We start from the raw sequence: 24,109 nt of genomic DNA, 5'->3' as shown, positions 1-24,109 counted from the left end.
CGCGGGCTCGCGGCTTTCACGCACCACGAGCCGCCTTCAGAGCCAGGGCCACCTCGACGATGAGGTCCTCCTGGCCCGCCACGGCCTGTCTCTTGCCCAGTTCGAAGAAGACGTCGCGCGGATCGACGTCCTCACGCCGTGAGATGTCCAGGACCCGGTTCTTGAACCCGGAGAACACTCCGGCCAGACCGCTGACGACGCTCACCGAGTCGATGGTGGGTGGGGCCGGCATGAGTTCGCGCTCGGCGAGGTCGGCCGCGTCGAGCAGGCCGTACAGGTCGATTCCCGTCGGGAAGCCCATCCGTTCCAGCACGGGCACCAGGACCTCGAGCTGGGTGTTCCCGGCGCCCGCCCCGAAGCCCCGGGCACAGGCGTCCAGGATGTCCGCACCCGCTTCCACGGCGGCGATCGAGTTCGCGACCGCCATCCCCAGGTTGTTGTGGGCGTGGAACATCACCGGCACCTCGACGGCTTCACGCATGGCACTGATGCGCTCCGTGACATCGGCCGGCAGATAGTGGCCGGAGGAGTCCATGATGCCCACCGCGTTCGCGCCGAACTCCACCAGCCGGGCGCATTCACTCGCCAGCCGTTCGGGGGTCGCCATGTGACTCATCAGAAGAACGGCCTGGGCTTCGACCCCTTGCTCGCGGAGAAAGCCCAGATGCCGTTCGGCGAGGTCTCCCTCGGTGCAGTGCGTGCCGATCCGGACCACGTCCGCCTGATGATGGATGGCCCGCTCGAGGTCCGCGGTCGTGCCCCATCCCGGCAGCATGAAGACGGCCATCCTGCTGTCGCGCAGGGCCTCCCGCACGACCGACAGCATCTCGTCGTCACCGAGCCGGGCCTGCCCGACCTGGAGGGAGGAGGCTCCCAGACCGTTGCCGTGGCCCACCTCGACCACCGGTACGCCGGCGGCGTCCGCCGCCCGCGCGTAGGCACGCAGTTGTTCACGGTCCAGCTGGTGACGGACGGCGTGATGGCCGTCGCGCAGGGACGCGTCGTGGATGAGGACCGGCTTTCCGGCGCCGCCGGGAGATGTTGCTGCGCTCATGACGTCTCCGTACCGATGCTCGCCAGGCCGACCGCCGCACACTGTTCGGCGACATGAACCGCGGCGGAGTTGATGATGTCGAGGTTGCCGGCGTACCGGGGGATGCGTCCGCCGGACGAAGTGACCTCCGCGGCGACGAACACCTTGTTCTCCTCCACGACACACGCGGTGATCCGGTACCCCTTGGCGAAGGAGCGAACCTGCTCGGCCGCGGCCGTCACGGCCGCGTTCACCGACGCCGTGCCGAACCCTTCCCCCAGCATCGACATGGCGACTCTGAAGGTGGCCGGCGGCCTGGCCGGGCTGATGTTGAGAATCGCCTTGACGTCTTTGACGCCGGTGAAGTCACGTACCGCGTCCTGCGTGGTCTCGATGTACTCGTCGAGATTGAGCCGGGTGGAGCGCCCGACACTCGGACTGGCGGCCGTCGTGACGACTTCGACGAACTCGACCCTGTGTCCCTGTGTGATCGCGTGCAGGATCGGTATCGAAGCCTGGCCACCACAGCTGATCATGTTGATGTCGTCGCAGCCCAGGACCTCCACCCCGTTCACGCTCGGAATCACCATCCGCCCCACTTTGCTCGGCGTCAGGTCCACGAGCTTCGCGCCCGACAGACGCAGGCGTTCCGCGTGGTCGGCATGTGCCATGGCGTTGGTCGCGTCGAACACGATGCCGAACGGCTGCGGAGCGTCCAGGAGGGAATCGATACCGCGCGTACCGATGGGAAGACCGAGTTCGGCCGCCTGCCGCAAGCCGGGCGTCTTTTCGTCGCGTCCCACCACCAGGCCGCAGTCGAGGAACTCCGAACGCATGATCTTCTCTGCCAGGTCGACTCCGATGAGGCCGGCGCCGAGGACGGCCACGGGCAGGCGCCCGATTCGCTTCATGACTGCTTCTCCCTTCCCTGTCTAGAGGTTCACCTCGGGGCGCGTCGGTGGTCTACGCGTCGCCCACGTGAAGAGTGACGGTGCCCAGCCGGTCGAACTCGGCCACGAAGCTGTCGCCGGGACACATCGCGACCGCGGCGTGGAGGGCGCCCGTCATGATCAGCTGGCCCGCTTCGAGCGTCACACCGTGCTCGCCGAGAACATTCGCCAGCCAGGCGACCACCGCGACCGGATCCCCCAGGGCGGCGGCACCGGCTCCGGTCGCCACGAGTGCGCCGTTGCGGGAGAACGCCATGCCGACGAGGCGCACATCGCAGTCGTCGGGCAGTGCGACCGGAGGGCCGAGCACCACCGCGCCGTTCGACGCGAGGTCGGCGATCGTGTCCGCGAGCCGGATCCTCCAGTCCTCGATCCGGGAATCGACGATCTCGAGCCCCGCCATGACTTCGGATATCGCCTCCCGTGCCGCGGCCACGGTGACACCGGGCCCCTTGAGAGGCCTTCCGAGCCGGAAAACGATCTCCGCCTCGACCTTGGGCGCGATGAACGCCCCGCTCGGCGTGGTGGCCCCGTTCTCGTACACGGTCGAGCCCAGCACCGGTCCGTAGTCCGGGGTGCTGACACCGAACATCTCCTGCATCGGGACGGATGTGAGTCCCGCCTTGTAGCCGACGACACTGTCGCCGGCCGCTGTCAGCATGCCGACCAGTTCGCGCTGGATGGCGTATCCGTCGTGCATGTCCAGCGCCGGATGCTCGTCGGTGAGGGGAGGGATGGGGCAGCCCGTCGCGCGTGACTCGTAAAGCGCCTTGGCCTTGACTCTGACGTCGTCCACCGAGATGTTCACTCTGCTCCTGTCAGAACACATCGCACCTGCCGCATGGGCCCGCCAGTCACCTGTACGCGACCGTCTCGTGTTCCGACGCGTCGACGACACCCATGACGCCGGCCCGCTTCTGACGGACTGCCACCGGCACCCGGGGAACACGAGGTACATGACGTGCGGACCGAATCACTCGGATCAGCAGATCGGATCCGGTCGAGGGGAGCACGGCCGCGAAGCCCGAGGCTCGATGCCTGCCCCCTCGTTTCGCGTCTCACCGTAGCCACGAAGTGAGCACCACAGAAGGCTTCACCCATGCCCATGAGTCCGACAATTGGGCATATACGCCACTCCGTCCCCCACGTAAACGGCATCAAGGGATGCGATCCTCACTTCAAACGTGAGCTTCATCACTCACGGTTTCTCATATTCGCCACCTGTCCTGGAAATGCGCCAAGGCGCGTCGATGACGCACGTCGCAGCCGGCCAACTGCCGACCGCACAGGGCCGGTTCGCCGGTCTCCGTCCTACCGAGGGTGGGGTCTCACCGGACCGCTCGCCAGGAGCCGTTCATCGGGTCGGTCTGTTGCAGCCCGGCGGCCAACCGTTCCCACTCCCTGGCGTAATGACTCACCACCTCGGTGAGGGCCCGGGCGCAGTGCGGTGGGACGGCGGCCAGCAGCTGCTCGCCTGCCGCCAGCCCGTGGGCCTGGCCGTTGAGCCAGCGCAGCAGAGCGCGGCCACTGTCCGTGAACCGAATCGAAGGATCGTTGGACAGGACGTCCAGGGCCCGCACCCGGATGCGCGCGGTCCCTCGCGAGGAGGGGTCCGCCGGGGTCGGGAGGGAGGCCAGGCCGGAACACCGCTGGGACGCCGCGACCACGAGGGAGGCGAGGTACGCGGAGTCCTCGTGCACGGCCGTCCCCGCCTCGGCCGGCGTCTGCTCGACCGAGGCGGGGACGGCCGTACAGGACCGCAGTTCCTGCCGCAGGCGGTGCGCGGTACTGACGGAGACACCGGCCTCCTGGGCCACTTCGCGGAGGGTCGCGCGGGGCCGCTCCGCCAGCAGGGACCGAGCTTTCTCCCGCCGCTCCGGCATGTCCGCCGGGCGCGCCCGGCCGTCCCTGCCCACGCGCGGGATCGAGCGATTCGACTGAGGAGATTCCTCAGTCGAACGCTTCCCCCGTACTGCCCCTACCGTCTTCGGCGACACCCCTGTGACGGCGGCGATGGCCCGGTCCGACCAGTGGGGATGGGTCGCGAGGATGCGCAGGACCGCCGCCTTGCGGTCCCCGAGTGTCAGGGGAAGGCCGTGGCTGATGTTGGCCTGCACCGACCGGATGAACAGATCGGCCGATGCGCCGTCGACATAGTGGACCGTGATGCGGGGTTCCCCGCGCAGGATCGCGGCCCGAAGCCGATGCATGCCGTCGACCACGCGTCCCGTGTCACGGTGCACGAGGATCGGTTCGAACTCGGTCCCGCTCTCTGCCAGTGCCCGCACATGGCCCTCGTGCAGACCCTCCAGACGCGGCGAGTCCGCCGGCAGCAGGGATTCGACCGGCACTGTGTGAATCGTCGACTGCGATTCGTCAAACAACTGTTCCACCCCTTCTGCTTGCGGTGCCCCTGCGCCGTGTCTGCAGGCGCCTTCACTGCGGCCTTCGCCCATCCGCTCATGCGTGTCCGCAGGAACGGGTGAGCCCCGGCGCGGCGGCGGAGGGGACTAAGGCGGCCCGAGCAAAGCGGCCGGGCGGTCTTCGCCACCCGTGTCACGGCCGGGCGGGGCCAGTCGGCGGCATTGTGGAGTTGTTCGAACGGGCCGCTGTGATGGGCGGGTTGCGCGGGAGGAGGAGACCGCCGGGCACGGCCCGCCGGCGGATCGAGGCCGATGACGGATGGACCGGCGGACTCCGGCACTCGCGCCGTCTGCCCGGCTTCACACCTTCTCGGCTGCCACCGTCTCGGGGGCGAACCCCCGATAGGTGGTGTACGAGAACGGGCTCAACAGCAACGGAATGTGCAGGTGGCCCGGGTCGCCCGGATAGTGGAGCGAGACGATGACTTCCGCGTACAGGCTGTCGACCGCCCGCTCGGCAAAGTACTCACCGGTTTCAAAGACCAGCCGGTAGGACCCGTGCGGCAGGGCCTGGTTGCACACCGAGCCGATCTTCCCCGAGCTGTCGGTCCGCGACCGGGCCACGGCGGGCCACGAGCGCCCCTCCCGGGCGTGCAGGGTGACGGCCAGATCCGCGACCGGGCAACCATTGGTGGAATCGATGACCCGAACCGAGATGCTCATCCGGTGCCACCTCCCAGTCGGCACAGGCCGTTCACCGTGCGCACTTCACATGCCATCAACACCGCATCACATCCTGCGTCATAAGTACGTGGAGGCACTCGCCGGCCGAATACGGTCCGGCCCTTCTCTCGCGCCACGTCGCGGGCCTCCGTGCCAACCCCGGCGACAACCACAAGCGGCGGAAAGTCAGCCCCAGATCGTGTCGCCCGCGGTGTAGACGCCCGCGAATCCGGCCAGGGTGTAGAGCAGAGCCAACATAATGATCTCCCATGCGGAAACTCGTGACCCGGAGGTCTGGGTGGACGCCTCCAGTTCTAGTGAGTTCCCTTTTCGTCCTCCTACTGGAACGCTAAGTACTCGCTAAGCGTCCGCTGTCGGAGGCCGATTCCCCTCGTGACGGGGCCATCGGCGCCGGGCGGCCTGGTCACCGGAGCCGGCCACCGCCGCTCGGCGAGGGGCGCGAGGAAGGGATCGCCTTCGCCCGCCGCTGCCTCCTCGACGTCGGCACGGGTTCCGTCCGCGCCGGCGACGACACCGCCGGACTTCAGGCGGCCGCGCCACCGCGGGGGAGATGACCGGGGTGGGGTCGCCTGTCGTCGTGCATCACTCGCGCGCCACGGCTACTGGCCGACGGCGCACACCGCATAGCCGTGTGGGGCGATCACGATCGGAATCTCCTGGTCCGTCTCCCACTCGGCGAACACGACCGCGATGTGACTGTAGAACGGCCGCATCCCGAGCGTCGTGAAATACCGGTCGGTCTCCAGGATCAGCCGGAGCGGCCCGGAGATGTCCTCCGGCAGGGACGGGCGGTCCAGCCGCCCGTCCGTGCCGGTCAGCCCGTGCCACACGGTCTGCCACTCGTCCAGGCGAGGCCGTTCGATGCGGATCATCAGCCCGTCGACGGGCCGCCCATTGGTTCCATCAGAGACACACACTCCGAGCTTCACGTGACACCGGCCTCATCGATTGCATCCTTTGTGGGACGGAACACCGGATGCGTCCCGTCTGCGAACATCAGCCCCGTCGCCACCGCGACGGTTCGTTCCTCCCTTCCCACCGTCCGGCCTCCGCTGTCCGGACGGAGCCCCCCGCCGAAGCGGGCATGATGCCACGCGGCCGGAGGCTACGCGGGAGTTCCGTTCCCAGCCGGCCGGTTCCGGTGCCGGGTCCTCGGGCCCGCCTGTCGGACACGCGGACGGCGGCGGAACGGTCTGCCGCCGATCGCTCTGGGGCCCCGGCATCAGCCCGAGCTCGCCTGTGCGTACGCAGCGGCCGCGGCCGCGTCGTCGGAGGCCGCGCAGACGTCGCTCATGAGGCGCAGCGTCTGTTTCTGCCACCTGACGGCCTGCATCCGCCCGAAGATGTCCAGTGCCGCGGTGATGTGCTCCTTGGCGCGCTCGTAGCTGCCCCTGTCCGCGGCCACCTCACCGAGCGAGAGCTGGATCCGGCCGATGGCGAGAGTCTCATGGGCCCGGGAAGCGATCACCATGGCCTGTTCCAGCATCTCGTAGGCCGCGCTGTGACTCCCCTGGCGCGACCGGACAATGGCCAGACCGCGCAGTGCGTAGCACTCGCCCACCGGGTCGCCGACCGAACGGACGGTCTCGAGCGCCCGTGTGAACACGTACTCGGCCTCGGTCACCTCGTCGATCTGCAGATGCGCCTCGCCCAGGCGGCACAGAATCTGCGCGCGCACCCGCCGGTTGCCCGACCGCTCCACCGCGGCCAGACCGGCCGCCATGGTCTGCTTACCCTCCGCGATCAGGCCGCGATCCAGGTGGATCTGTGCCATGTTGCTCAGCACGTGCGCCTCGGCGGTCGAGTCGTTCACCTCGGCGAGCATGACCAGCGCCTTCTCGTAGCCCGCCATCGCCTCGTCGAGGCGGCCCTGGATCCGGTCGACGAACGAGAGGTTGCGCAGGGCCAGCGCTCCGCCGTGGACGTCGCCGACCTGATGGAAAAGATCACAGGCGAGCCCCAGCCGGCGTCGTGCCTCGTCCAGCTTGTACTCGAACATGTGCAGTGTGCCGAGGGAGTACAGCATCGCTGCCTGACCACGCCGGTTGTCGTTGTGCCGAGTGACCGCGAGCGCGATCTCGTGCGTCGTGCGCCAGTCGTCGAAGTAGCCGTACATCTCGAAAAGCGTGACCAGCGTCAGCGCCAGATCCCAGCAGAGCTCGTCGAGACCCGCGCCCGCGGCCTGTCTGACCGCCGTGATCAGACTGGCCCGTTCGTCCTCGAACCACCCGAGCGGATCGGCGAGTTCGCGGTCGATGACCGACTGGTCGAGTGCCAGGCGCGGCGCCTGTCCGTGGATCAGCGTGTGGTCGCCGCCGTAAGCCCGCCGGTGCGCCTCCTCGACCAGGAGCAGCCACGTACTCAGGACTCGGCCGAGCACGACCGCTCGCTCGGCGGTGTTCTCGTACTCGGCCAGGCACTCCTGGGAGTAGACCCGAACCAGGTCGTGGAGGCGATATCGGGGGCGGCGGCCCTTCACCACCTCGACATCGACGAGCTGGGCGTCCACGAGGAACTCCAGGGTGTCCTCGGCCTCCGCCGCGGCAATGTCGAGCAAGGGTGCCGCGACCCAGCTGGAGAACTCCGCCGCCTCCAGCATGGACAGACGCCGGAAGAGGCGCTGCGCGTCGGAAGGCAGCCCCTGATAGGCCATGGCCAGGCCGGCCCGGACGCCGACCCCGCCGTGGGTCAGTTCGTTCAGGCGCTGGCGTTCGTCACGAAGCCGAGCCACCATCTTGCTCAGGGGCCAGTGCGGCCGAGCGGCCAGCCGCGCCGCCACGATCCGTAACGCCAGCGCGAGGTTGCCGCACAGCTGTATCAGTTGCAGGGCGCTGGACCGTTCGCTGTGGATCCGCTCGGCGCCGAGGATCCGGCTGAGCAGTTGCAGCGCCTGTTCGGTGGAGAACACGTCGATCTGTACGGAGCTCGTGCCCTCCAGACCGGCCAGCCGGGACCGGCTCGTGATCAGGACCGGGCAGTTGGACGATCCGGGTAACAGCCAGCGCACCTGTTCCTCGTCGATCGCGTCGTCGAGAACGATCAGCATGCGCCGGTCGGCGACGAGGTTCCGGAACAGTTCCGCCCGCTCCTCGATGCTCGACGGCACGGCTGAGCCCGGTATGCCCAAGCTGCGCAGGAAGCGTTCGAGGATGCGTGTCGGCAGGATCGGCTGGGCCGACGGTCCTCGCAGCTTGACGAACATCTGGCCGTCGGGGAATCGATTCGCCAACGAGTGTCCGAGGTGCACCGCGAGGGTGGTCTTGCCGACGCCTCCCTTGCCGGTGATCGAGACGATCCGCAGGGCGTACGACGTCTCCGTGGCGTCTTCCAGCGCCGCTTTGAGCCTGGCGAGCAGGTCGTCGCGTCCGGTGAAATCGGCGATCGCACCGGGCAGCAGACGGGGCACGGCCGGTGGTTCGACGACCGTCGCGGCCGCCGTCGGCGCCGCTGGTGCTGGTGCTGCTGCGGGTGCCGCGGGCATTGCTGGTGCTGCCTGCGCCGCGGGCGGCGCGCTCACCGGCGGCGCACCGTCCGGTCGGCCGGCCAGAATCGCTTCCTGCAGCCGGCGGAGCTCCTCCCCCGGCTCGATGCCGAGTTCGTCGATCAGCTCGCGCCGACCACGCCGGTAGACCTCGAGCGCCTCGGCCTGGCGGCCCGACCGGGACAGCGCCACCATGAGCTGGGCGCGAAGGCGTTCACGCAGCGGATTCTGCATGACCAGGTCGATCAGCCTCGCCACGAGCTGCTGGTGCAGGCCAAGGGCCAGCCGCGCGTCCGCCCACTGCTCCACGACGGCGAGCCGCTGTTCGTCCAGCCGCGCGGCCGGAGCCTGAAGCGCCGTGCTGGTGGTGCCACCGCCGAAGCACGAGGACCCGCGCCAGAGCCCGAGAGCGGCTTCGAAGGCGGCTGCCGCCTCGTCGAAGCGGCCGGCCTCCGCGGCGGTACGTCCGTCCGACGCGGCCCGCTCGAAGACATGGAGGTCCAGCTCGTCATCCCCGACTTCGGCGAGGTAACCGGGTGACCTGGTCTGGATGACATCGGGCAGACCGACCTTCGCCATGCTGGCGCGGACTATGGAGACACAGATCTGGATCTGGGCGCGCGCGGTGGGCGGCGGGGATGTACCCCAGACCGCGTCGACGAGCCGGCCCATCGGAACGATCCGATTGGGCTCCATCAGCAGAACCGCCAATATGATTCGCTGACGTTCGGCGGTGATCAGCGCTGGGCCACCAGGGCCGACCACTTCTAACGGCCCCAGTAATCGAAAGCGCATGACCGTCCTTCACATCCCCGCCATAGTTTTCGCCGGTCAGCTACGCAGCAACACCATATCTACCTAACCCGATCGGGTCTGTCCAGAGAGCGGTGTTACTCAAGTGGCCAGGGATTCGGCGGCGGGAAGCAACGTGTTGACTCGCCGCGGGCTCGGAGAAGCAGTTGAGCCATGTGGTCGGAATTCGGCCGCGGGACGAGACCCGTCAAATGTGTGACGCTGCCGTACTCACCGCCGCTGCGCGTCGGTGAGGTCCCCCATCGCCGGTCCGCCCAGCAGGGACGGCAGGTCCGCGCGCCGGCTGATACGGAGCTTTCGGTACGTGCGGGTCAGGTGCTGCTCGACCGTGCTGACCGTGACGTGCAGACCCTCGGCGATCTCCCGGTTGGAGCAGCCGACCGCGGCCATCGCGGCCACGCGGCGCTCCGCCTCGGTGAGCCCGTCGCCGCCGGCGTCCGGCGTCGGCAGCGTGGTGGTGCTCTCCACCACCAGGCCCCGGACCAGTGCTTCGGCGTGGCAGTCGGCGGCCACGATGACCGCGCGTCGCTCGGCCGCCGCGGCACGCCGGAACTCACCCAGGGTCCGGTAGGCCCGGGCCAGGTCGGCGAAGGCCAGGGCGAGTTCGTACCGGTCGCCGTCGTCGGACTGCAGCAGTTCGGCCGCCTGGCGCAGCAGCGTCGGCCGGTGCCTCGGAGCGCTGGCTCCGGCCATGACCCGGGTCGCGGTGCCGCGGACCCGGTTCGGCATCACGGTGAACTTGGCCGACTGCTCCTCCAGTATCCGCTTGGCATCGTCGGGGCGGCCCAGCCCCAGGTACACCTCGGCGACGTCGGTGCGCCACGGGATCAGGCCAGGCGTGTCCATCCCCCATCGGCACAGCGTGGCACCGCACCGGCGCAGATCCTCCAGGGCCATCTCCAGGTGGCCGGTGGCAAGCCCGAACCGCGCCCGCGCGTAGTGGTAGTGCATGCCGTAACGGGTGTCGAACATCGCCTCCGGAACGCGGTGGTCCAGGTAGGTCTGTGCCTCGTCGTAGCGGCCCATCGCGGTGGTGGCCAGGATCAGTGTGCTCAGCGGCGCGCCGACGGTCACTCCCCAGCTGATCGCCGGCAGGGTGGCGAGCGCTTCACTCGCGTACCGCTGGGCGTCGGTCAGGTCACCTCGGCGCAGGGCGATCTCGGCCCGCACCGCGCCGAGCCTCGCCTGTCTGCTCGGCGTGTGCCGCGCCTGCATCCGGTCCAGGAACAGATCGCACCAGGCTGTCGCACGCTCGGCTCGCCCGCTGTACGCGAGGGCGAGGAGGGCGCTTTCGACGGTCTCGGTGGACAACTCGTCCGGCCGGGTGCCGTGGAGCACCCGCTGCGCCACGCCGACGGCCTCCGGATGGGGCCCCTCGCTGACCACGGCGGCCAGCGCGGACACCGCCTGCAACCGGCGGTCGGCGCTCACCGAGTGCGTGGGGGGACGTCCGGCGCTGGACCGCGGGCCGAGCGCGGCCAGAAACGACGGGTAGGTGTGCCTCAGCCGGCGCCGGGTGATCTGCAGCTCGGTGGCTGCCTCCGGGTCGGTCACCTGCCCGGCTCCGGCCAGGTGACCGAGGACCTCCTGCGCCTGTTCGAAGCGGCCGTGCCAGAGCAGCGCCCGGGCCAGTGTGAGCGCGTCGGCACCACGCAGGCAGCCCTTTCGCATCGCCTCGACGAGTTCGCCGAGCCGGCCGCTGGACACACCGGGGTTGATGCTCCACTCGGCCCGGATGAGGGCGGCGGTGATGCGTGCCCGCCGGAGCGAGTCCGCGCAGACCTGCCGGGCCAGTCGGAGGCAGTCCACCGCGCGGCCGGCCGCGCCGTCGCGCAGGGCGTGTGCCGCGGCGTCCTCCAGCGCCGGCAGCGCCCACGGCTCCGCCAGCACACTGCCGTCGGCCGGCGCACCGGCCTGGAGCAGGTGGTCGGCGATCACGGCGGTGCCGGCACCGCGCTCGTGGGCGAGGACTGCCGCGCGGGCGTGCAGCCGGGCGAGCTCGTCGGCCTCGATCGCGCCGACCACCGCGGCGCGGGCCGCCTCGTGCCGGAAACCGTCCATGGTGAGCAGTCCGCCGGCGATCAGCGCATGCACCGCCTCCGTGGTCCGGGCCGGACTCAGGTCCACCAGGCTGTCCAGGTTGTCCAGCTCGCCGAGCACCACGTAGCCGTTCAGCGCACGGACCATGTCCGGGCGGCCGCGGCGCAGGCAGGAGAGCACGGCCTCGCGGTAGCGCGGACCCGCCTCGCCACCACCCAGGTGGTCGCGGACCAGCGCCTCGACCAGCAGCGGGTTGCCCCCGCTGTAGGCGTGCCAGTCAGCGGACCGCTCATCGGCGATCACCTCGCCCAGGTGCTGGGCTATCAGCTGTCGCACGCCCGTCGGGGATACCTGTGTCACCTCGACACGGTGGCAGTTGGGCTGCCGCATCAGGTCGGCCCCGAAGCGGAACTCGGTGTCGCACCCGTGCCCGCTGTGCGTGAACACCGCGAGCACCCGGGCGCTGTTCAGCCGCCGTGCCAGGTACGCCAGGCATGTCAGCGAGGCCTGGTCGGCCTGCTCCACGTCGTCGACGGCGATGTACAGCGGGCAGCGTTCGGCCAGTTCCAGCAGAACGGTGCAGAGCCCGTGCACGATGCCGTCGTCCACCTGGTCGCCGGTTGCCTGGCACCGGGCGGTGCGCACGCCTTCCTCGATCAGCGCCACGGCCCGCGCCCGGTCCTCGGAGTCCAGCGGCGCGTCGTCCACCAGCTGCCTCACCACCCCCAGGGCCAGGTGCCGCTCGTCCCTGGATCCCAGCGCCGACAACGGAAGCATTCCCAGGCTCAGGGCGCGATCGGCGAAGTTGTGCACCAGCACGCTCTTGCCCGCTGCCACCGCTCCGGAGACCAGCACGGCGCGTCCGTGTCCGTCCCGCGCCTGTTCGGCCAGCGCGGTCAGTAACGCCAACGGTGCTTCGCGCTCCACCAGTTCCACCGCGAACTCCTCCCATGGGTCGGTGAGAAAGAGGGAAATCCATTCCTCGGCCAGGCAGTACGCGGACCGGGCGTTCCGGTCGCCGACTCGACCCATGCTGTCCGCCCGGCTCATCGACCGGCTATCAGTGCGCTATCGGCGGTCACAGGTGCCGGGGGAAATTCACCGGCCTGTGCGTTCGGGCGGTCAACTCACCGTCCGCTTCGTCTTCGTCCGCGCCTTCGACGGCAGGACTTCGACGGCAGCTCCTCGACGCCGCGGCCACAAGCGATCCCGGCCCGCGGTGGGGGCGGCCGGCGCGGAACGCAGCCAGGGATCACGCGGCCTGACGGCGTGATCCCTGGCTGCCTCGGGGCGGGCGCGTCAGTCGGCCTGGCGCATCGCGTCCACGAGGCTCTTCGGGCGCATGTCGACCCAGTGTTCGTTCACGTAATCCAGGCACTCCTGCCGGGTCGTACTCGGCAGGACGACGGTCCAGCCGGCCGGGACCTCCGCAAAATCCGGCCACAAGGAATACTGCTCCTCCGCATTGGCCAGAACGCGGTATGAGGCACTTTCATCCTCGAACGGATTGCTCATGAGCCATCGCACTCCTTTATCGCTGCCGAAATACAGAGCCGCCCGTATCCTGGCCGCATCACAACCTCCTGACAACCCCTACGACCCCGTACGCGATATCGACTCCACCCGGCAAGGATGCCGGTCGGGTCACTCGGCGAGTCGTGACCGGAAGTATCTCGACGGCAATTGACAGTCGAATTGGTGAAATTCCGGGGTCGCCCCGTGTGATTGTCAGCGCCGATGAACGCGCCGGTGGATCACGGTGTCATCGCACGCTCAGCGAGGTGAGAACCGCGTCCACGGCGGCAACGCCCTTGTCCAGGTCGTCGAGCCCGATGGTCAGTGCCGGGCGGAACCGTACGGCGCGCGCCCCACCGGGCAGCAGCAGCACCCGGTGAAAGCGGCGCAGGCGGTCCAGGACCTCATTGCGCAGCGCCGGATCCGGCAGGTCGAACGCCCACATGAGGCCCAGGCCACGCACGTTGCGCACCAGCGCCGGGTGGGCCGCGGCCAGGTCGGCGAGCAGCCGGCCCAGATGTCCGCCCTTGGTCTCGGCCGCCTCCACCAGGCCGTCCCGCTCGATGATCTCCAGGATCCGGGTGGCCCGCACCATGTCCGCGGTGTTGCCGCCCCAGGTGGAACCGAGCCGGTCCGGCACGGCCAGTGCGCCCTCGGGCACCTGGTCCACCCGGCCGCCCGCCATCAGGCCGCACACCTGGGTCTTCTTGCCGAAGGCCACCACGTCCGGTTCGAGCCCGAGGCGCTGGTAGGTCCACGGCGCGCCGGACATGCCGCAACCGGTCTGCACCTCGTCGAGCACGAACAGCACGTCGTACTCGTGGCACAGGTCCTGCATGCGCAGCAGGAATTCCCTGCCGAGATGCCGGTCGCCGCCGGCTCCCTGGATCGGCTCGGCGATGAAGCAGGCGATCCGGTCGCCGCGCTCGGCCAGCTGCCGTCGCGCGACCTCGACCGCCTCTCGTTCGGCGCCGGGCTCGGGCGCCGGTACGCGCGGCCACGTCCACACCGGGTACCGCGCGGTCACCGTCGGCGAGGTGTTCGTCAGGCTCAGCGTGTAGCCGCTGCGCCCATGGAAGGCGCTCTCCATGTGCAGGACTTCGAGGGGCACCGTCGGGTCGCGTCGCGGTCGCTGTGCTCGCCAGTCGAAGGCCACCTTCAGCGCGTTCTCCACCGCCAGGGCGCCGCCGTCGATGAAGAACAGGTGCGGCAGCCTCGGGTCGCCGAGCACCCGGCTGAAGGTCGCCGTGAACCGCGCGTACTGCGCGGTGTAGATATCGGAGTTGGTCACCTTGTGCAGCGCGGCCCGGGTGAGTTCGGCCAGGAACGTCCGGTCGCCTGCCATGCCGGGGTGGTTCATGCCCAGGGGCAGTGACCCGTAGAACGTGAGCAGGTCGAGGTATTCCTCGCCGCCGCGCGCGTCGACCAGCGTGCTGCCGCGGCTGCGTTCCAGGTCGAGTACGAGGTCCAGGCCGTCCATCAGGACGTGCCGGGACAGTTCCTCCAGGGCGTTGTCCGCCGTGATCTCCATGTCACACCTCGTTACGCTGATAACGCCGCAGATCCAGCTCGCTCAGGCTGGGCAGCACCGCGTCGGCACCGGCCAGGTCGGACGCCCCGTCCGGCCCCCAGGGCACCGCCACGCAGCGCAGACCGGCGGCCTGGGCGGCTCGGACCCCTGCCGGGGAGTCCTCGACGGCCAGCGCGTCGTCGGCACCCACCCCGGCGCGTTCCAGCGCGAGCAGGTACAGGTCCGGTTCCGGTTTGTGCCGGTCGGTGTCGTCGCCGGTGACCAGGAAGGCGAAGCGGTGCCGCAGCCCGAGCCGCCGCAGGTGCTCCTCCACCCAGGCGGCCGGACTGCTGGACACGATCGCGGCGCCCTCGGCGGTGCGCAGCAGCCGTTCCACGCCGGGCCGGGCCGGCGCGGCGGCGCACCGGGCGGTCCGCCGCTGCCGCTGCCAGGCCCACTCGCCGTCCCCGACCGGCCGGCCCAGCCGGGCGGCCAGGTCGGCCAGTGCGACCCGGGCTCCGGCCGAGTTGCCGAGCATCCCGGCCCGTACCTCGGCGCTCAGGGGCACCCCGAGCCGGTCGTACAGGTCTTGCCAGGCAAGCAGCGCGGCCCGTTCGGTGTCGCACACCACACCGTCGAAGTCCAGCAGCAGGAACGGCTTGGGCATCAGTGGTTCACCGGCCCTCGGTCGACGGCGGTGAACCGGGCGCAGTACCGGGCGAGGGAATCGGTCCAGTGGGGCATCGCGTGGACGAAGGCGGCCGCGCGGGTGCTGTCCAGGCGTGAGTCGCGCGGCCGGCCGCCGACGAAGCCGGCGTCGGCCATGGACATCGGCACCGGGTGGGCGGTGCCGAGACGTTCGGCGAGTGCCAGACCCACCTGGTACCAGCTCGCCCGGCCCCGGTTGGCGATGTGCAGCAGGCCGCGGACGGCCAGTGCGCCGGGCAGCAGCCGTACCAGCGCGGACGCCAGGTCGGGGATGTAGGTCGGACTGCTGAACTGGTCGTCGATCAGTCGCGGGCGGCCACCGTCGAGGAACTCCTGAACGGCGGCGAGCACCTGGTCCAGGCGTGGGTCGGTACCGCCGTACAGCCAGGACGTGCGCACCACGAGGTGGTCGGGCACGGCCTCGACGATCCGCTCGCCGGCCAGTTTGCTCAGGCCGTACACGCTGACCGGGGCGGGTACGTCGTCCTCGTTGTACCCGGCCGGCCCGGGTGCCCGGCCGTCGAACACGTAGTCGCTGGAGATGTAGATCAGCCGGCTGCCGTGCCGTCGGCAGGCTTCCGCGACGTGATGGGTGCCGCCCACGTTGACCCGAAGGGCCAGCGCCGGGTCCCGTTCGCAGGAGTCCACCACCGCGTTCGCGGCGGTGTGTACCACCACATCGGGCTTGAAATCGGCGATCGAGTCCCGGACGGCGGTCTCGTCGCCGATGTCGAAGTCGGAGAGGGACACCCCGAGGACGGGCCAGTCGGCGGTTTCCGGCCGCGTCGCGAGCTCCTGCCGCAGCGCGGTGCCCAGCATCCCGTCCGCGCCGGTGAGGTAGACGCGCATCACAGGTGTCCGAACTCGGCGATCAGTTCGGCGACCGACAGGCCGGAGCTGATCTTCTCGCGGATCACCCGCTCCCGGTCGATGTTCATCCTCGTGTGGGCGAGCACGGTCTCGGCCCCGTCCTGCGGCACGACCGCGATGCCGTTCTCGTCGGCGACCACGATGTCCCCCGGGTTGATCACCTGACCGTCGATCACCACCGGCACGTTCACCTGGACCGGCTCGGTACGGTCGTGCACGGCGGTCGGGGAGGGCCTCGGGACGGTGCTGCGGTACCAGACCGGGAAGTCCAGGTCGCGGATCTCGTCGACGTCGCGGATGGCGCCGTCGACGATGCCGGCGGCCAGGCCGATCTGCCGCGACAGGGTGGACATCAGGCCGCCCCACATCGCGGTGCGGGTGGTGCCGTGGCAGGCCACCACGATCACGTCGCCCGGCTGCGCCCGGGTCAGCACCGGCATGCAGTCGACCAGGTCGTCGATCGAGAGGTTGACGGTGAGCGCCGGTCCGGCGATCTTGTGGTGGTGCTTCACCGGCAGCAGCCCGCCGATCGCGCCGACTCGCCGCCTAGCGTCGGTGACCAGGCAGCTCGGGCTGTACTCGGCGAGCACCGCGCGGAAGCCCTCGACGATCTCCTTGGGCGGGCGGTTCAGTTCGTTGCGGACAGTTTCCACGATGTCTCTCCCGTCGGTTGGGTGGTACGGGTGCGGTCCAGGACGTCCGCGCCGATCAGGTGCGCCAGGTGCGCCGCGTCCATGCCGTGTGCGGCGAGCACTTCCGCGTCGGTGCCGCAGCGCGGCACGTCGGTGAGGCCGACGCCGCGGAAGGCGGCCCCGTCCCACGCGCCCGTCTCCAGCAGCTGCCGGGCGATCAGGTCGGCCTGGCCACCACTGCTGTACTGGTGCTCGACCACGAACACGTGCCGGATGCCGGTGAGCAGCTCGCCCAGCCACACCGGGTCGACCCGGTTGTGCCAGGGCAGGTCCACCACGGTCAGCTCGATGCCCTCTGCGGCGAGCAGGTCGGCGGCGGCAAGGAGTTGCGCGAGGACCACCGGGCCGGCACCGAACGCGACCGCTCGGCCGCCGGCACGCAGTACCTGTCCCTGGCCGACCACCAGGGGCGCGGGCGGCAGCTCCGCCAGTTCGGCGGGGACCGGTTGGCTGGACAGCCGCAGGTAGACGCTGTCCGGGGTGGATCGGCAGTAGCGCAGGGCGGCGGCCAACTGGGCGGGGTGGGACGGTTCCAGGATCGTCAGACCGGGGACGGCGCCCAGCGCCGACACGTCGCGGACCGCCTGGTGCGAGTGTCCGGGCCCGGCGGGCAGCAGCCCGGCGAGCGAGCCGACGTAGACCACCGGCCGCCGTTCGGTGGCGTTGTTGTAGATGTGCTCGTTGGGTCGCGCGTGCAGGAAACAGGAGAACGAGTGCACGAACGGCCGCAGACCGCCTGCCGCCAGTCCGCTCGCCATCGAGACCATGTCCTGCTCGGCGATGCCGCATTCGACGAACCGGTCCGGGTGGGCCTCGCGGAACGGGATCAGGCCGGTGTCGAGCACCAGGTCGCCGTCGAGCGCCACGATCCGCGGATCGTCGTGCGCCGCCTCGGTGAGCAGTCGGCCGTACAGCTCGGGCAGCCGCACCCCGGCCGGTTTCACCGGCAGGTCCAGCGTTCGCTCGACCGCCCGGAGAGACGGCAGGCCGCGCCTGCGGAGTATCTCGTCGGCGGTGTCGATCAGCTCCTTGTACGCGGAGTGGTAGTCCTGCGGGCTCGGCGCGCCGCTGTGGTGGCGGTAGCGCCATTCGCCGGGTGCCATCGAGGTCGCGGCGAACGTGGGACATCCGCCGCCCTTCACCGTGTCCGCGATGATCACCACGGGCTGCTCCGGGTGGTCCGCGGCGCGGCGGGTGAACGCCTGCTGCAGCTGCCTGGGGTCGTGCCCGTCGCAGCGCAGCACGCCCCAGCCAGCAGCGGTGAACTTGCCCGGCAGGTCACCGAGGTCGCTGACGTCGGTGACGAACGTGTCGGACTGCAGGCGGTTGTGGTCGACCACCACGGTCAGCTCGCCCATCCCGTACCGCGCGGCGCTGGGCAGCGCCTCCCAGTTCTGGCCCTCCTGCAGTTCGCCGTCCCCGGTCATCACCACCACCCTGGAGACCCGGCCGGCCAGGCGGTGGGCGAGGATCAGGCCCTTCGCCTTGGAGATGCCCATGCCCAGGGAACCGGTGTTGAAGGGCATTCCGGGGGTGCCGACGTCAGGGTGCCCGGGCAGCCCGTCGATCCGCCGGAGCCGGTGCAGAAGGTCCTCGTCCAGCCGTCCGAGCGCAATCATCGCGGCGTACAGTCCGGGCGCGTCGTGTCCCTTGGACGAGAAGTACACGTCGCCGTCGGCTTCGAACGGCTGGTCGAGCTCCTCCAGCAGCAGCCAGCTGACCACGTCGGCGGCGCTGAAGCTGGAACCGATGTGTCCCGACCCGGCACGCGCGATCATGTAGAGAGTGTTGATCCGGGACATCGCCGCGAAGGCGAGGGCCCTTTCGTACCGGTCGTCGACGTGGCCCAGGACACGCTCGAACTCGGTGCGCGGTATCCAGGCCAAGGACCTGTCCATGGCTTCTCCTCGTGGATGGGTCGGTGTCACCAGCAGCTGAACCCGCCGTCCACGGCGAGTTCGGTACCGGTGACGTAGCGGCTCAGGTCGGACGCGAGGAACAGCAGCGGTCCGGTCAGATCCTCGGTGCGGGCCATCCGCCGCAGCGGCACGCGGGCGTCGAACTTCTCCCGGAACACGGGGTCCTGCGCGCCCAGTACGCCGCCCGGCGACAAGGTGTTGACCCGCACCCCGGCCGGACCCCACAGCGCCGCGAGGTACCGGGACAGCGAGGCGACGCCGGCCTTGGACATGCCGTACGCGGGCGGTTTCAGGAACGGCGGGTCCACCGGCAGGTGCTCGTACATCCGCGGGTCGGGCGCGAGGCCGCCGTACATCGAGCCGATGTTGACGATGGATCCGCCGCCGTGCCGGACCATCCGCGACCCGAACACCTGGCACATCCGCAGCGTCCCCTGGGCGTTGACCGCGAGTACGCCGCCGGACACCTCGTCCGGGATGTCCTCGAAGCGCCAGCCGGCACCCTCGGCCGACGGCGGACTGTCGACACCGGCGTTGTTGATCAGAATGGTCGGTTCTCCGGCCCGTTCGAGACAGTCGTCGAGCGCGCGGCGCAGGCTGCCGGTGTCGGTGACGTCGGCGACCAGCGTCGTGAACCGCTTCGGGTCGTGCCTGTCCAGCACCGCCCGCAGGTCCGGCCCGCGGGCGTCCCGCACATCCAGGCCCACCACCTCGGCGCCGGCGCCCAGCAGGGCGTCCACCCACACCGCGCCGAGCCGTCCGCACACGCCGGTCACGACGGCGACCGATCCGGTCAGGTCAATCGCGGCCGGCATCGCCGTCCACCAGGTCGTCCAGGGTGATGTCGGCATCGGCCGCCAGCGGCCGGCCGAGTCGGCGGCCCACCACCTCGGCGAGCCGGTCGGGAGTCAGCCCGTCGCCCGGCGACTTGATCGCCACGTCCTCCAGGGTGAGGCGTTGCCCGGCCGGCAGGTCCCGGTGGGCGACCAGCTTCTTGCCCATCTTGTTCATCGCGGGCCGTTCGCCCGGCAGGACCTCCTTGTCCCGGCTGCCCAGCGAGCGCCGCACCCGGCTCAGCCCGTCGACCAGTTCGGCGATGTCCGCCTGCTCCAAGGAAAACTTGTGGTCGCTGCCGGGCCCGGTGCGGTCGAGGGTGACGTGCTTCTCCACCACCCGGGCGCCCAGCGCGTACGCGGTCCAGGCGGCCCACGGGCCGAGGTCGTGCCCCGAGAAGCCGACCACCGTGTCCGGGAACTCGGCCCTGTAGGTGCTCAGCACCGCCAGGTTCAACTCCTCCGGCTCGGCCGGGTACATCGCCGTGCACTGCAGCAGCGCGAGGTCCGGGTTGATCGGCAGGACGGTGCCGCAGGCGCGCCGCACCGACTCCATGTCGGCGCCACCGGTGCTCACGATCAGCGGCTTGCCCACCTTCGCCGCGTAGGCGAGCAGGGGTGTGTTCCTGATGTCCCCGGACGCGATCTTGATCGCCGGCACGCCGAGCTCGGCCAGGAAGTCCACGCTGGCGAAGTCGAAGGCGGTCGCGATGAAGTCCACGCCCAGTTCGGCCGACAGCTGCTGGAGATGGGTGTACTCGTGGGTGCCGAACTCCAGGAACTCGCGGTGCGCTCCGTACGTCGGGCCGAAGCTGTTGCGCCCGGGGTAGGGGGAGTCGTACATCGCCCTGGTGTAGAGCAAGCGGTTGTTCCGCTTCTGCAGCTTGACCGCACTGGCCCCGGCCGCGGCCGCCTGTCGGACCAACTCCTCCGCCTTGCCCAGGTCGCCCTCGTGGTTGTGGCCGATCTCCGCGATCACATAGGCGTCGCTGTCGTCAGAGATGATCCGGTCGTTTACCGTCAGCGCTCTCATGGTGCTCAGGTCCTCTCCAGAAGATCGGTAACCAGCGAAGCGAACCGGTCCAGACCGAGGTCGATCTCCTCCGGCGTGAGCGAGCTGCAGGACAGTCGCAGCTGCCGCAGTCCGCCCCCCGCCGCGTAGAAGTGGTGCATCGGCGTCCAGATGACCTTGTGCCGCTTGGCCGAGTAGGCGAGCAGGTCGTCGTCGGCGACGAAGGGCACCGAGACGACCAGGAAGAATCCGCCGTCCGGTCGGTTCCAGGTGACCGGCGACGTTGTCGGGAACCGCGCGGCGAGCCCGTCGAGCAGATGCCGCAGCCGTTGCCCGTACCGTGCGGTGGCGTCACGGTTCGCCTCGCGCAGCGCGAAGCCGCTCTCCAGCAGCTTGCCGCCGATGACCGCCTGCGCGATCGGCGGGGTATTGACCGTGATCATGCTCTTGATCTTCGAGAGCTCGTCGGCGAGGGTGCCGAGGACCTCTCCGTCCCGGACGACCGGCTGATCCGCCACCACGTACCCGATCCGGGCGCCGGGCAGGGCGGTCTTGGCGTACGAGCCGAGGTAGACGACCCGATGGCCGGTGTCCAGCGACTTGAGCGTCGGTTTCGGGGGCGCACCGTCGCCGAAGAAGCCGTACGGGTTGTCCTCGATGATCAGGATGTCCAGCTCCGCTGCCAGGTCCAGCAAGCGGCGCCGGCTCGGCACGTCGAGACTGAGCCCGGTCGGATTGGCGAAGTCGGGCACCAGGTAGCAGGCCCGGGGCCGCAGACCGGCCTCGCGTGCGCCCCGCACCTTGGCCGCCAGGTCGTCCAGGTCGATGCCGCTGGTGCCGCTGTCGACCGGCACGACCGGCATGTCGACCAGGCGGGCCGCGCCGGTGATGCCCACATAGGTCGGTGCGGTGGCCAGGAGCACGTCGCGGTCGCCGGCGCGCAGCGCGCGCAGCGCCAGGACCATGGCCTCCTGGCAGCCGACGGTCACCAGGATCGACTCCGGGTCGACGTGGATGTTCTCGTCGGTCGCGAGGTTGCGGGCCACCAGGTCCTGGATCACCCCTTTCGTTCTGCCGTACTGGTAGAGCCTGTTGCGGGCCGCTACCGCGCCTCGGGCCGTGCCGTCGGTGACGTGATCGGTCCAGGTACGCAGGAACCGGTGGACGTCCTCGACCGAGAACCCGCCCGGGTCCGGCCGTCCGGGCGCGAAGGAGACCGCGTCCGGGTAACGATCGGACACCTCGTTCAGCAGGTTCATCGACAGCAGCGCCGGATCGGACAGCGACCCGTGCAGGTCGGCCAGGTCCAGCACCGTGCCGGGCCGTGCCGTCGAGGTGTGGGAGGACTCGGTCATGACTCCTCCCGTCCGTTCGTTCCGGACGCCCACCGCACGCCCAGCCGCCCGGCCGCGGCCACGTCCGGCGCACCGGCGAGGGCCATCGACATCTCGAGTTCGGCGCGCAGCAGCTCCAGCACCCCGGTCACACCCGACCCGCCGCCGGAGGCCAGTCCCCACAGGACCGGTCGGCCGAGCAGCACTCCGGACGCTCCGAGGGCCAGCGCGCGCAGCACGTCGGTGCCGCTGCGCACACCGCTGTCCAGCAGCACCTCGCACGCGTCACCGACCTCGTCCCGGATCGCGGGCAGGGCCAGGAGGCTGGGCACGGCGCCGTCCAGTTGCCGGCCGCCGTGGTTGGACACCACCAGGCCGTCCGCGCCGAGGTCCACCGCGCGCCGCGCGTCCGCCGGGTCGAGAACTCCCTTGAGCACCAACGGCAAGCGCGTCCGTCGCCGCACCCACTCCACGTCGGACCAGGACAGGGTGGGGTCGATCACCGCGGCCGCGTGCCCGCCGACGCTCTGTCCTCCGCCGCGTTGTGTGTCGGCCAGGTTCACCGGTGCGGCGTGCGCCGGCACGGCGAACCCGTTGCGCAGATCGCGCAGCCGTCGGCCCATGAACGGGACGTCCACGGTGAGGATCAGGGCGCGGGCGCCGAGCCGCTCGGCCTCGCCGATCAGCCACTCGGTGCGGGCCCGGTCGCGCAGCCAGTACAGCTGGAGGAACAGGTGACCGTCGGCGGAGGACAGCTCGTCCAGCGGGCAGCTGGCCAGGGTCGCCGCCGTGAAGGGGATGCCGGCCGCGGCCGCCGCACGGGACACCGCCGGTTCGCCGTCCGGGTGCACCACCGAGTGGAACGCCATCGGTGCCACCGCGACAGGCATCGACGCCGGCACCCCCAGCAAGGTGGTCGTGGTGTCGGCGGTGTCGGCCCCGGACAGTACGCGAGGGACGAGGTGACACCGGTCGAACGCGGTCCGGTTGGCTTCGAGCGTCGACTCGCGGCCGCTTCCGCCGGCCACGAAGTCGTACACCTCGGGCGCCAGCACGGCGCGGGCCCGGTCCTCGGCTTCGGCGAGGGTGAGCGGATCCGTCGCCAGGACGGCCGGTCCGCTCGTCACGCCAGGTCCTGTCGCTCGACCGCCTCGTACAGCTTGCGGATGTTGTTGCTGCCGAACGTGGTCGCGCCCCGGCGTTCGATGATCTCCATGAAGTGGGTGCGGCGCGGGTGCTCGGACCGGGTGAAGATCTGGAACAGCTCACCGTCGTGATCCCGGTCGGCGAGCACGCTGTACTTGCGCAGCTCCGCCACCGGATGGGCGGACGACCCGAGCCGCTCCTCGAGGTCCTCGTAGTAGGACTCGGGCGTGGACAGGAACCGGACGCCGGCGGTGCCGAGATCGGCCACCGCGTCCACGATGTCCGGTACCGCGAACGCCAGGTGCTGCACACCACTGCCGCCGTGCTTCCTCAGGAAGTCGTCGATCTGGCCCGGGGCGGCACCGCTCATGGGCTGCAGCAGCGTCAGCGTCACCCGCCCGCACGGGCTCTGCACCACCTTGGACTCCATGGCCTGCGTGCCGACGTGGATGTCCTCCTCGAACACCACCTGCCAGCCCAGCGTCCGCTGGTAGAACTCGATGGTTCGGTCCAGTTCGCCGTTCTCCAGGCAGACCGCGATGTGGTCGACGCACAGCAGGTGACGCTTGGCCGGCGTCGTGGTCCCGGTGGTCTCCTCGGTGCGCACCGGTGCGATACCGGGCAGCGACCAGGGTTCACCGGCGGTCCGGCTCACAAAGGTGTGTGTCACGTCGCCGAAGGCGTCGAGCACCGTGTGGTCCGGCGCTGCCACCCCCAGGGCGATGTCGCTCACGCCGTCGCCGTGCCGTGCGATGAACCGGGTGGCCGGATGGTCGTCGGTGCGGCCCTCCAGCAGCACCAGGACGATGTCCCGCTGCCGCACCGCCACGGCGGTGAACTCCGGGGTGTCCCCGGTGGCGATCACCTCGAAGCCGTAGCGGTCGACGAACTCGGCCGCACGGGCGCGGGCGTCGCCGACGGAGAGTGTGATGTGGTCGATCCCGGCGTCGACAGCGTGCTGATTTCTGGTCTGGGGTGCGAACGACACGAATTCCCCCAAGGCTCGATAATCGGTTTCAACGGCGGGAACAAGAATTGCCAGATCCCGGTACCGCGACGAAAAAACGCTACGGACGGGCACAGAAGAATGTCAATGCGCCCTGCTGCGAGCCGCCCAACAGTACGGAACGCACCTTCCCTTACCTG

The 24,109-nt window shown here is 70.1% G+C and carries 19 protein-coding genes; all 19 read right to left on the bottom strand.

All coding sequences use genetic code 11. The annotated features are described in order from the left end of the window. Window positions 1–16 precede the first annotated feature (16 nt). On the bottom strand, window positions 17–1,054 hold the full coding sequence (gene dmpG, locus OG361_RS38155) for a 4-hydroxy-2-oxovalerate aldolase (protein ID WP_384565341.1): 1,038 nt from the start codon (window positions 1,052–1,054) through the stop codon (window positions 17–19). Continuing rightward, window positions 1,051–1,944, bottom strand: coding sequence for an acetaldehyde dehydrogenase (acetylating) (locus OG361_RS38150; protein ID WP_405861075.1), 894 nt, complete (start codon window positions 1,942–1,944; stop codon window positions 1,051–1,053). The genes dmpG and OG361_RS38150 overlap by 4 nt, the downstream gene beginning before the upstream one ends. 52 nt (window positions 1,945–1,996) lie before the next feature. Then, window positions 1,997–2,779, bottom strand: coding sequence for a 2-keto-4-pentenoate hydratase (locus OG361_RS38145; RefSeq protein ID WP_405861073.1), 783 nt, complete (start codon window positions 2,777–2,779; stop codon window positions 1,997–1,999). 532 nt (window positions 2,780–3,311) lie between these two features. Beyond that, window positions 3,312–4,334, bottom strand: coding sequence for a helix-turn-helix domain-containing protein (locus tag OG361_RS38140; protein ID WP_405861071.1), 1,023 nt, complete (start codon window positions 4,332–4,334; stop codon window positions 3,312–3,314). Between the two features lie 372 nt (window positions 4,335–4,706). Further along, the gene (gene uraH, locus OG361_RS38135) at window positions 4,707–5,069 is read right to left on the bottom strand and encodes a hydroxyisourate hydrolase (protein ID WP_405861069.1); all 363 of its coding nucleotides are present in this window, start codon (window positions 5,067–5,069) and stop codon (window positions 4,707–4,709) included. Between the two features lie 620 nt (window positions 5,070–5,689). After that, the gene (locus OG361_RS38130; protein WP_384565499.1) at window positions 5,690–6,007 is read right to left on the bottom strand and encodes a hydroxyisourate hydrolase; all 318 of its coding nucleotides are present in this window, start codon (window positions 6,005–6,007) and stop codon (window positions 5,690–5,692) included. A gap of 305 nt (window positions 6,008–6,312) precedes the next feature. Continuing rightward, window positions 6,313–9,366, bottom strand: coding sequence for an AfsR/SARP family transcriptional regulator (locus OG361_RS38125; RefSeq protein ID WP_405861067.1), 3,054 nt, complete (start codon window positions 9,364–9,366; stop codon window positions 6,313–6,315). 228 nt (window positions 9,367–9,594) lie between these two features. After that, on the bottom strand, window positions 9,595–12,360 hold the full coding sequence (locus OG361_RS38120; protein ID WP_405861065.1) for an AAA family ATPase: 2,766 nt from the start codon (window positions 12,358–12,360) through the stop codon (window positions 9,595–9,597). Window positions 12,361–12,723: 363 nt separating this feature from the next. Next, window positions 12,724–12,939 carry an MbtH family protein gene (locus tag OG361_RS38115; RefSeq protein ID WP_405861063.1) on the bottom strand — a complete coding sequence of 72 codons (216 nt, stop codon included), beginning with the start codon at window positions 12,937–12,939 and terminating at the stop codon, window positions 12,724–12,726. Window positions 12,940–13,186: 247 nt separating this feature from the next. After that, window positions 13,187–14,470, bottom strand: a complete 1,284-nt coding sequence (lat, locus tag OG361_RS38110) for an L-lysine 6-transaminase (RefSeq protein WP_405861061.1) — start codon at window positions 14,468–14,470, stop codon at window positions 13,187–13,189. Between the two features lies 1 nt (window position 14,471). After that, window positions 14,472–15,116: an HAD family hydrolase gene (locus tag OG361_RS38105; protein ID WP_405861059.1), complete on the bottom strand. Its 645-nt coding sequence runs from the start codon at window positions 15,114–15,116 to the stop codon at window positions 14,472–14,474. Further along, window positions 15,116–16,006, bottom strand: a complete 891-nt coding sequence (rfbD, locus tag OG361_RS38100) for a dTDP-4-dehydrorhamnose reductase (protein WP_405861057.1) — start codon at window positions 16,004–16,006, stop codon at window positions 15,116–15,118. Before rfbD ends, OG361_RS38105 begins: the two co-directional genes overlap by 1 nt. Continuing rightward, window positions 16,006–16,680: an RraA family protein gene (locus OG361_RS38095; protein ID WP_405861055.1), complete on the bottom strand. Its 675-nt coding sequence runs from the start codon at window positions 16,678–16,680 to the stop codon at window positions 16,006–16,008. The genes rfbD and OG361_RS38095 overlap by 1 nt, the downstream gene beginning before the upstream one ends. Then, window positions 16,656–18,617 (bottom strand): transketolase C-terminal domain-containing protein, encoded by a 1,962-nt coding sequence (locus tag OG361_RS38090; protein WP_405861053.1) that lies wholly within the window; start codon window positions 18,615–18,617, stop codon window positions 16,656–16,658. The genes OG361_RS38095 and OG361_RS38090 overlap by 25 nt, the downstream gene beginning before the upstream one ends. 26 nt (window positions 18,618–18,643) lie before the next feature. Next, complete coding sequence (locus OG361_RS38085; RefSeq protein WP_405861051.1) at window positions 18,644–19,453, bottom strand: SDR family oxidoreductase; 810 nt, start codon at window positions 19,451–19,453, stop codon at window positions 18,644–18,646. Then, complete coding sequence (locus OG361_RS38080; protein ID WP_405861049.1) at window positions 19,437–20,504, bottom strand: N-acetylneuraminate synthase family protein; 1,068 nt, start codon at window positions 20,502–20,504, stop codon at window positions 19,437–19,439. Before OG361_RS38080 ends, OG361_RS38085 begins: the two co-directional genes overlap by 17 nt. A 5-nt stretch (window positions 20,505–20,509) precedes the next feature. Beyond that, window positions 20,510–21,838, bottom strand: a complete 1,329-nt coding sequence (locus OG361_RS38075) for a PLP-dependent aminotransferase family protein (protein WP_405861047.1) — start codon at window positions 21,836–21,838, stop codon at window positions 20,510–20,512. Further along, window positions 21,835–22,944, bottom strand: coding sequence for an alpha-hydroxy acid oxidase (locus tag OG361_RS38070; protein WP_405861045.1), 1,110 nt, complete (start codon window positions 22,942–22,944; stop codon window positions 21,835–21,837). The genes OG361_RS38075 and OG361_RS38070 overlap by 4 nt, the downstream gene beginning before the upstream one ends. Then, the gene (locus OG361_RS38065) at window positions 22,941–24,044 is read right to left on the bottom strand and encodes a VOC family protein (RefSeq protein ID WP_405861043.1); all 1,104 of its coding nucleotides are present in this window, start codon (window positions 24,042–24,044) and stop codon (window positions 22,941–22,943) included. The genes OG361_RS38070 and OG361_RS38065 overlap by 4 nt, the downstream gene beginning before the upstream one ends. Window positions 24,045–24,109: the final 65 nt, after the last annotated feature.

The organism is Streptomyces sp. NBC_00090 (genome assembly GCF_045160815.1).
Taxonomy (GTDB): Bacteria; Actinomycetota; Actinomycetes; order Streptomycetales; family Streptomycetaceae; genus Streptomyces.
This window is presented reverse-complemented; position numbering and strand designations above follow the sequence as displayed.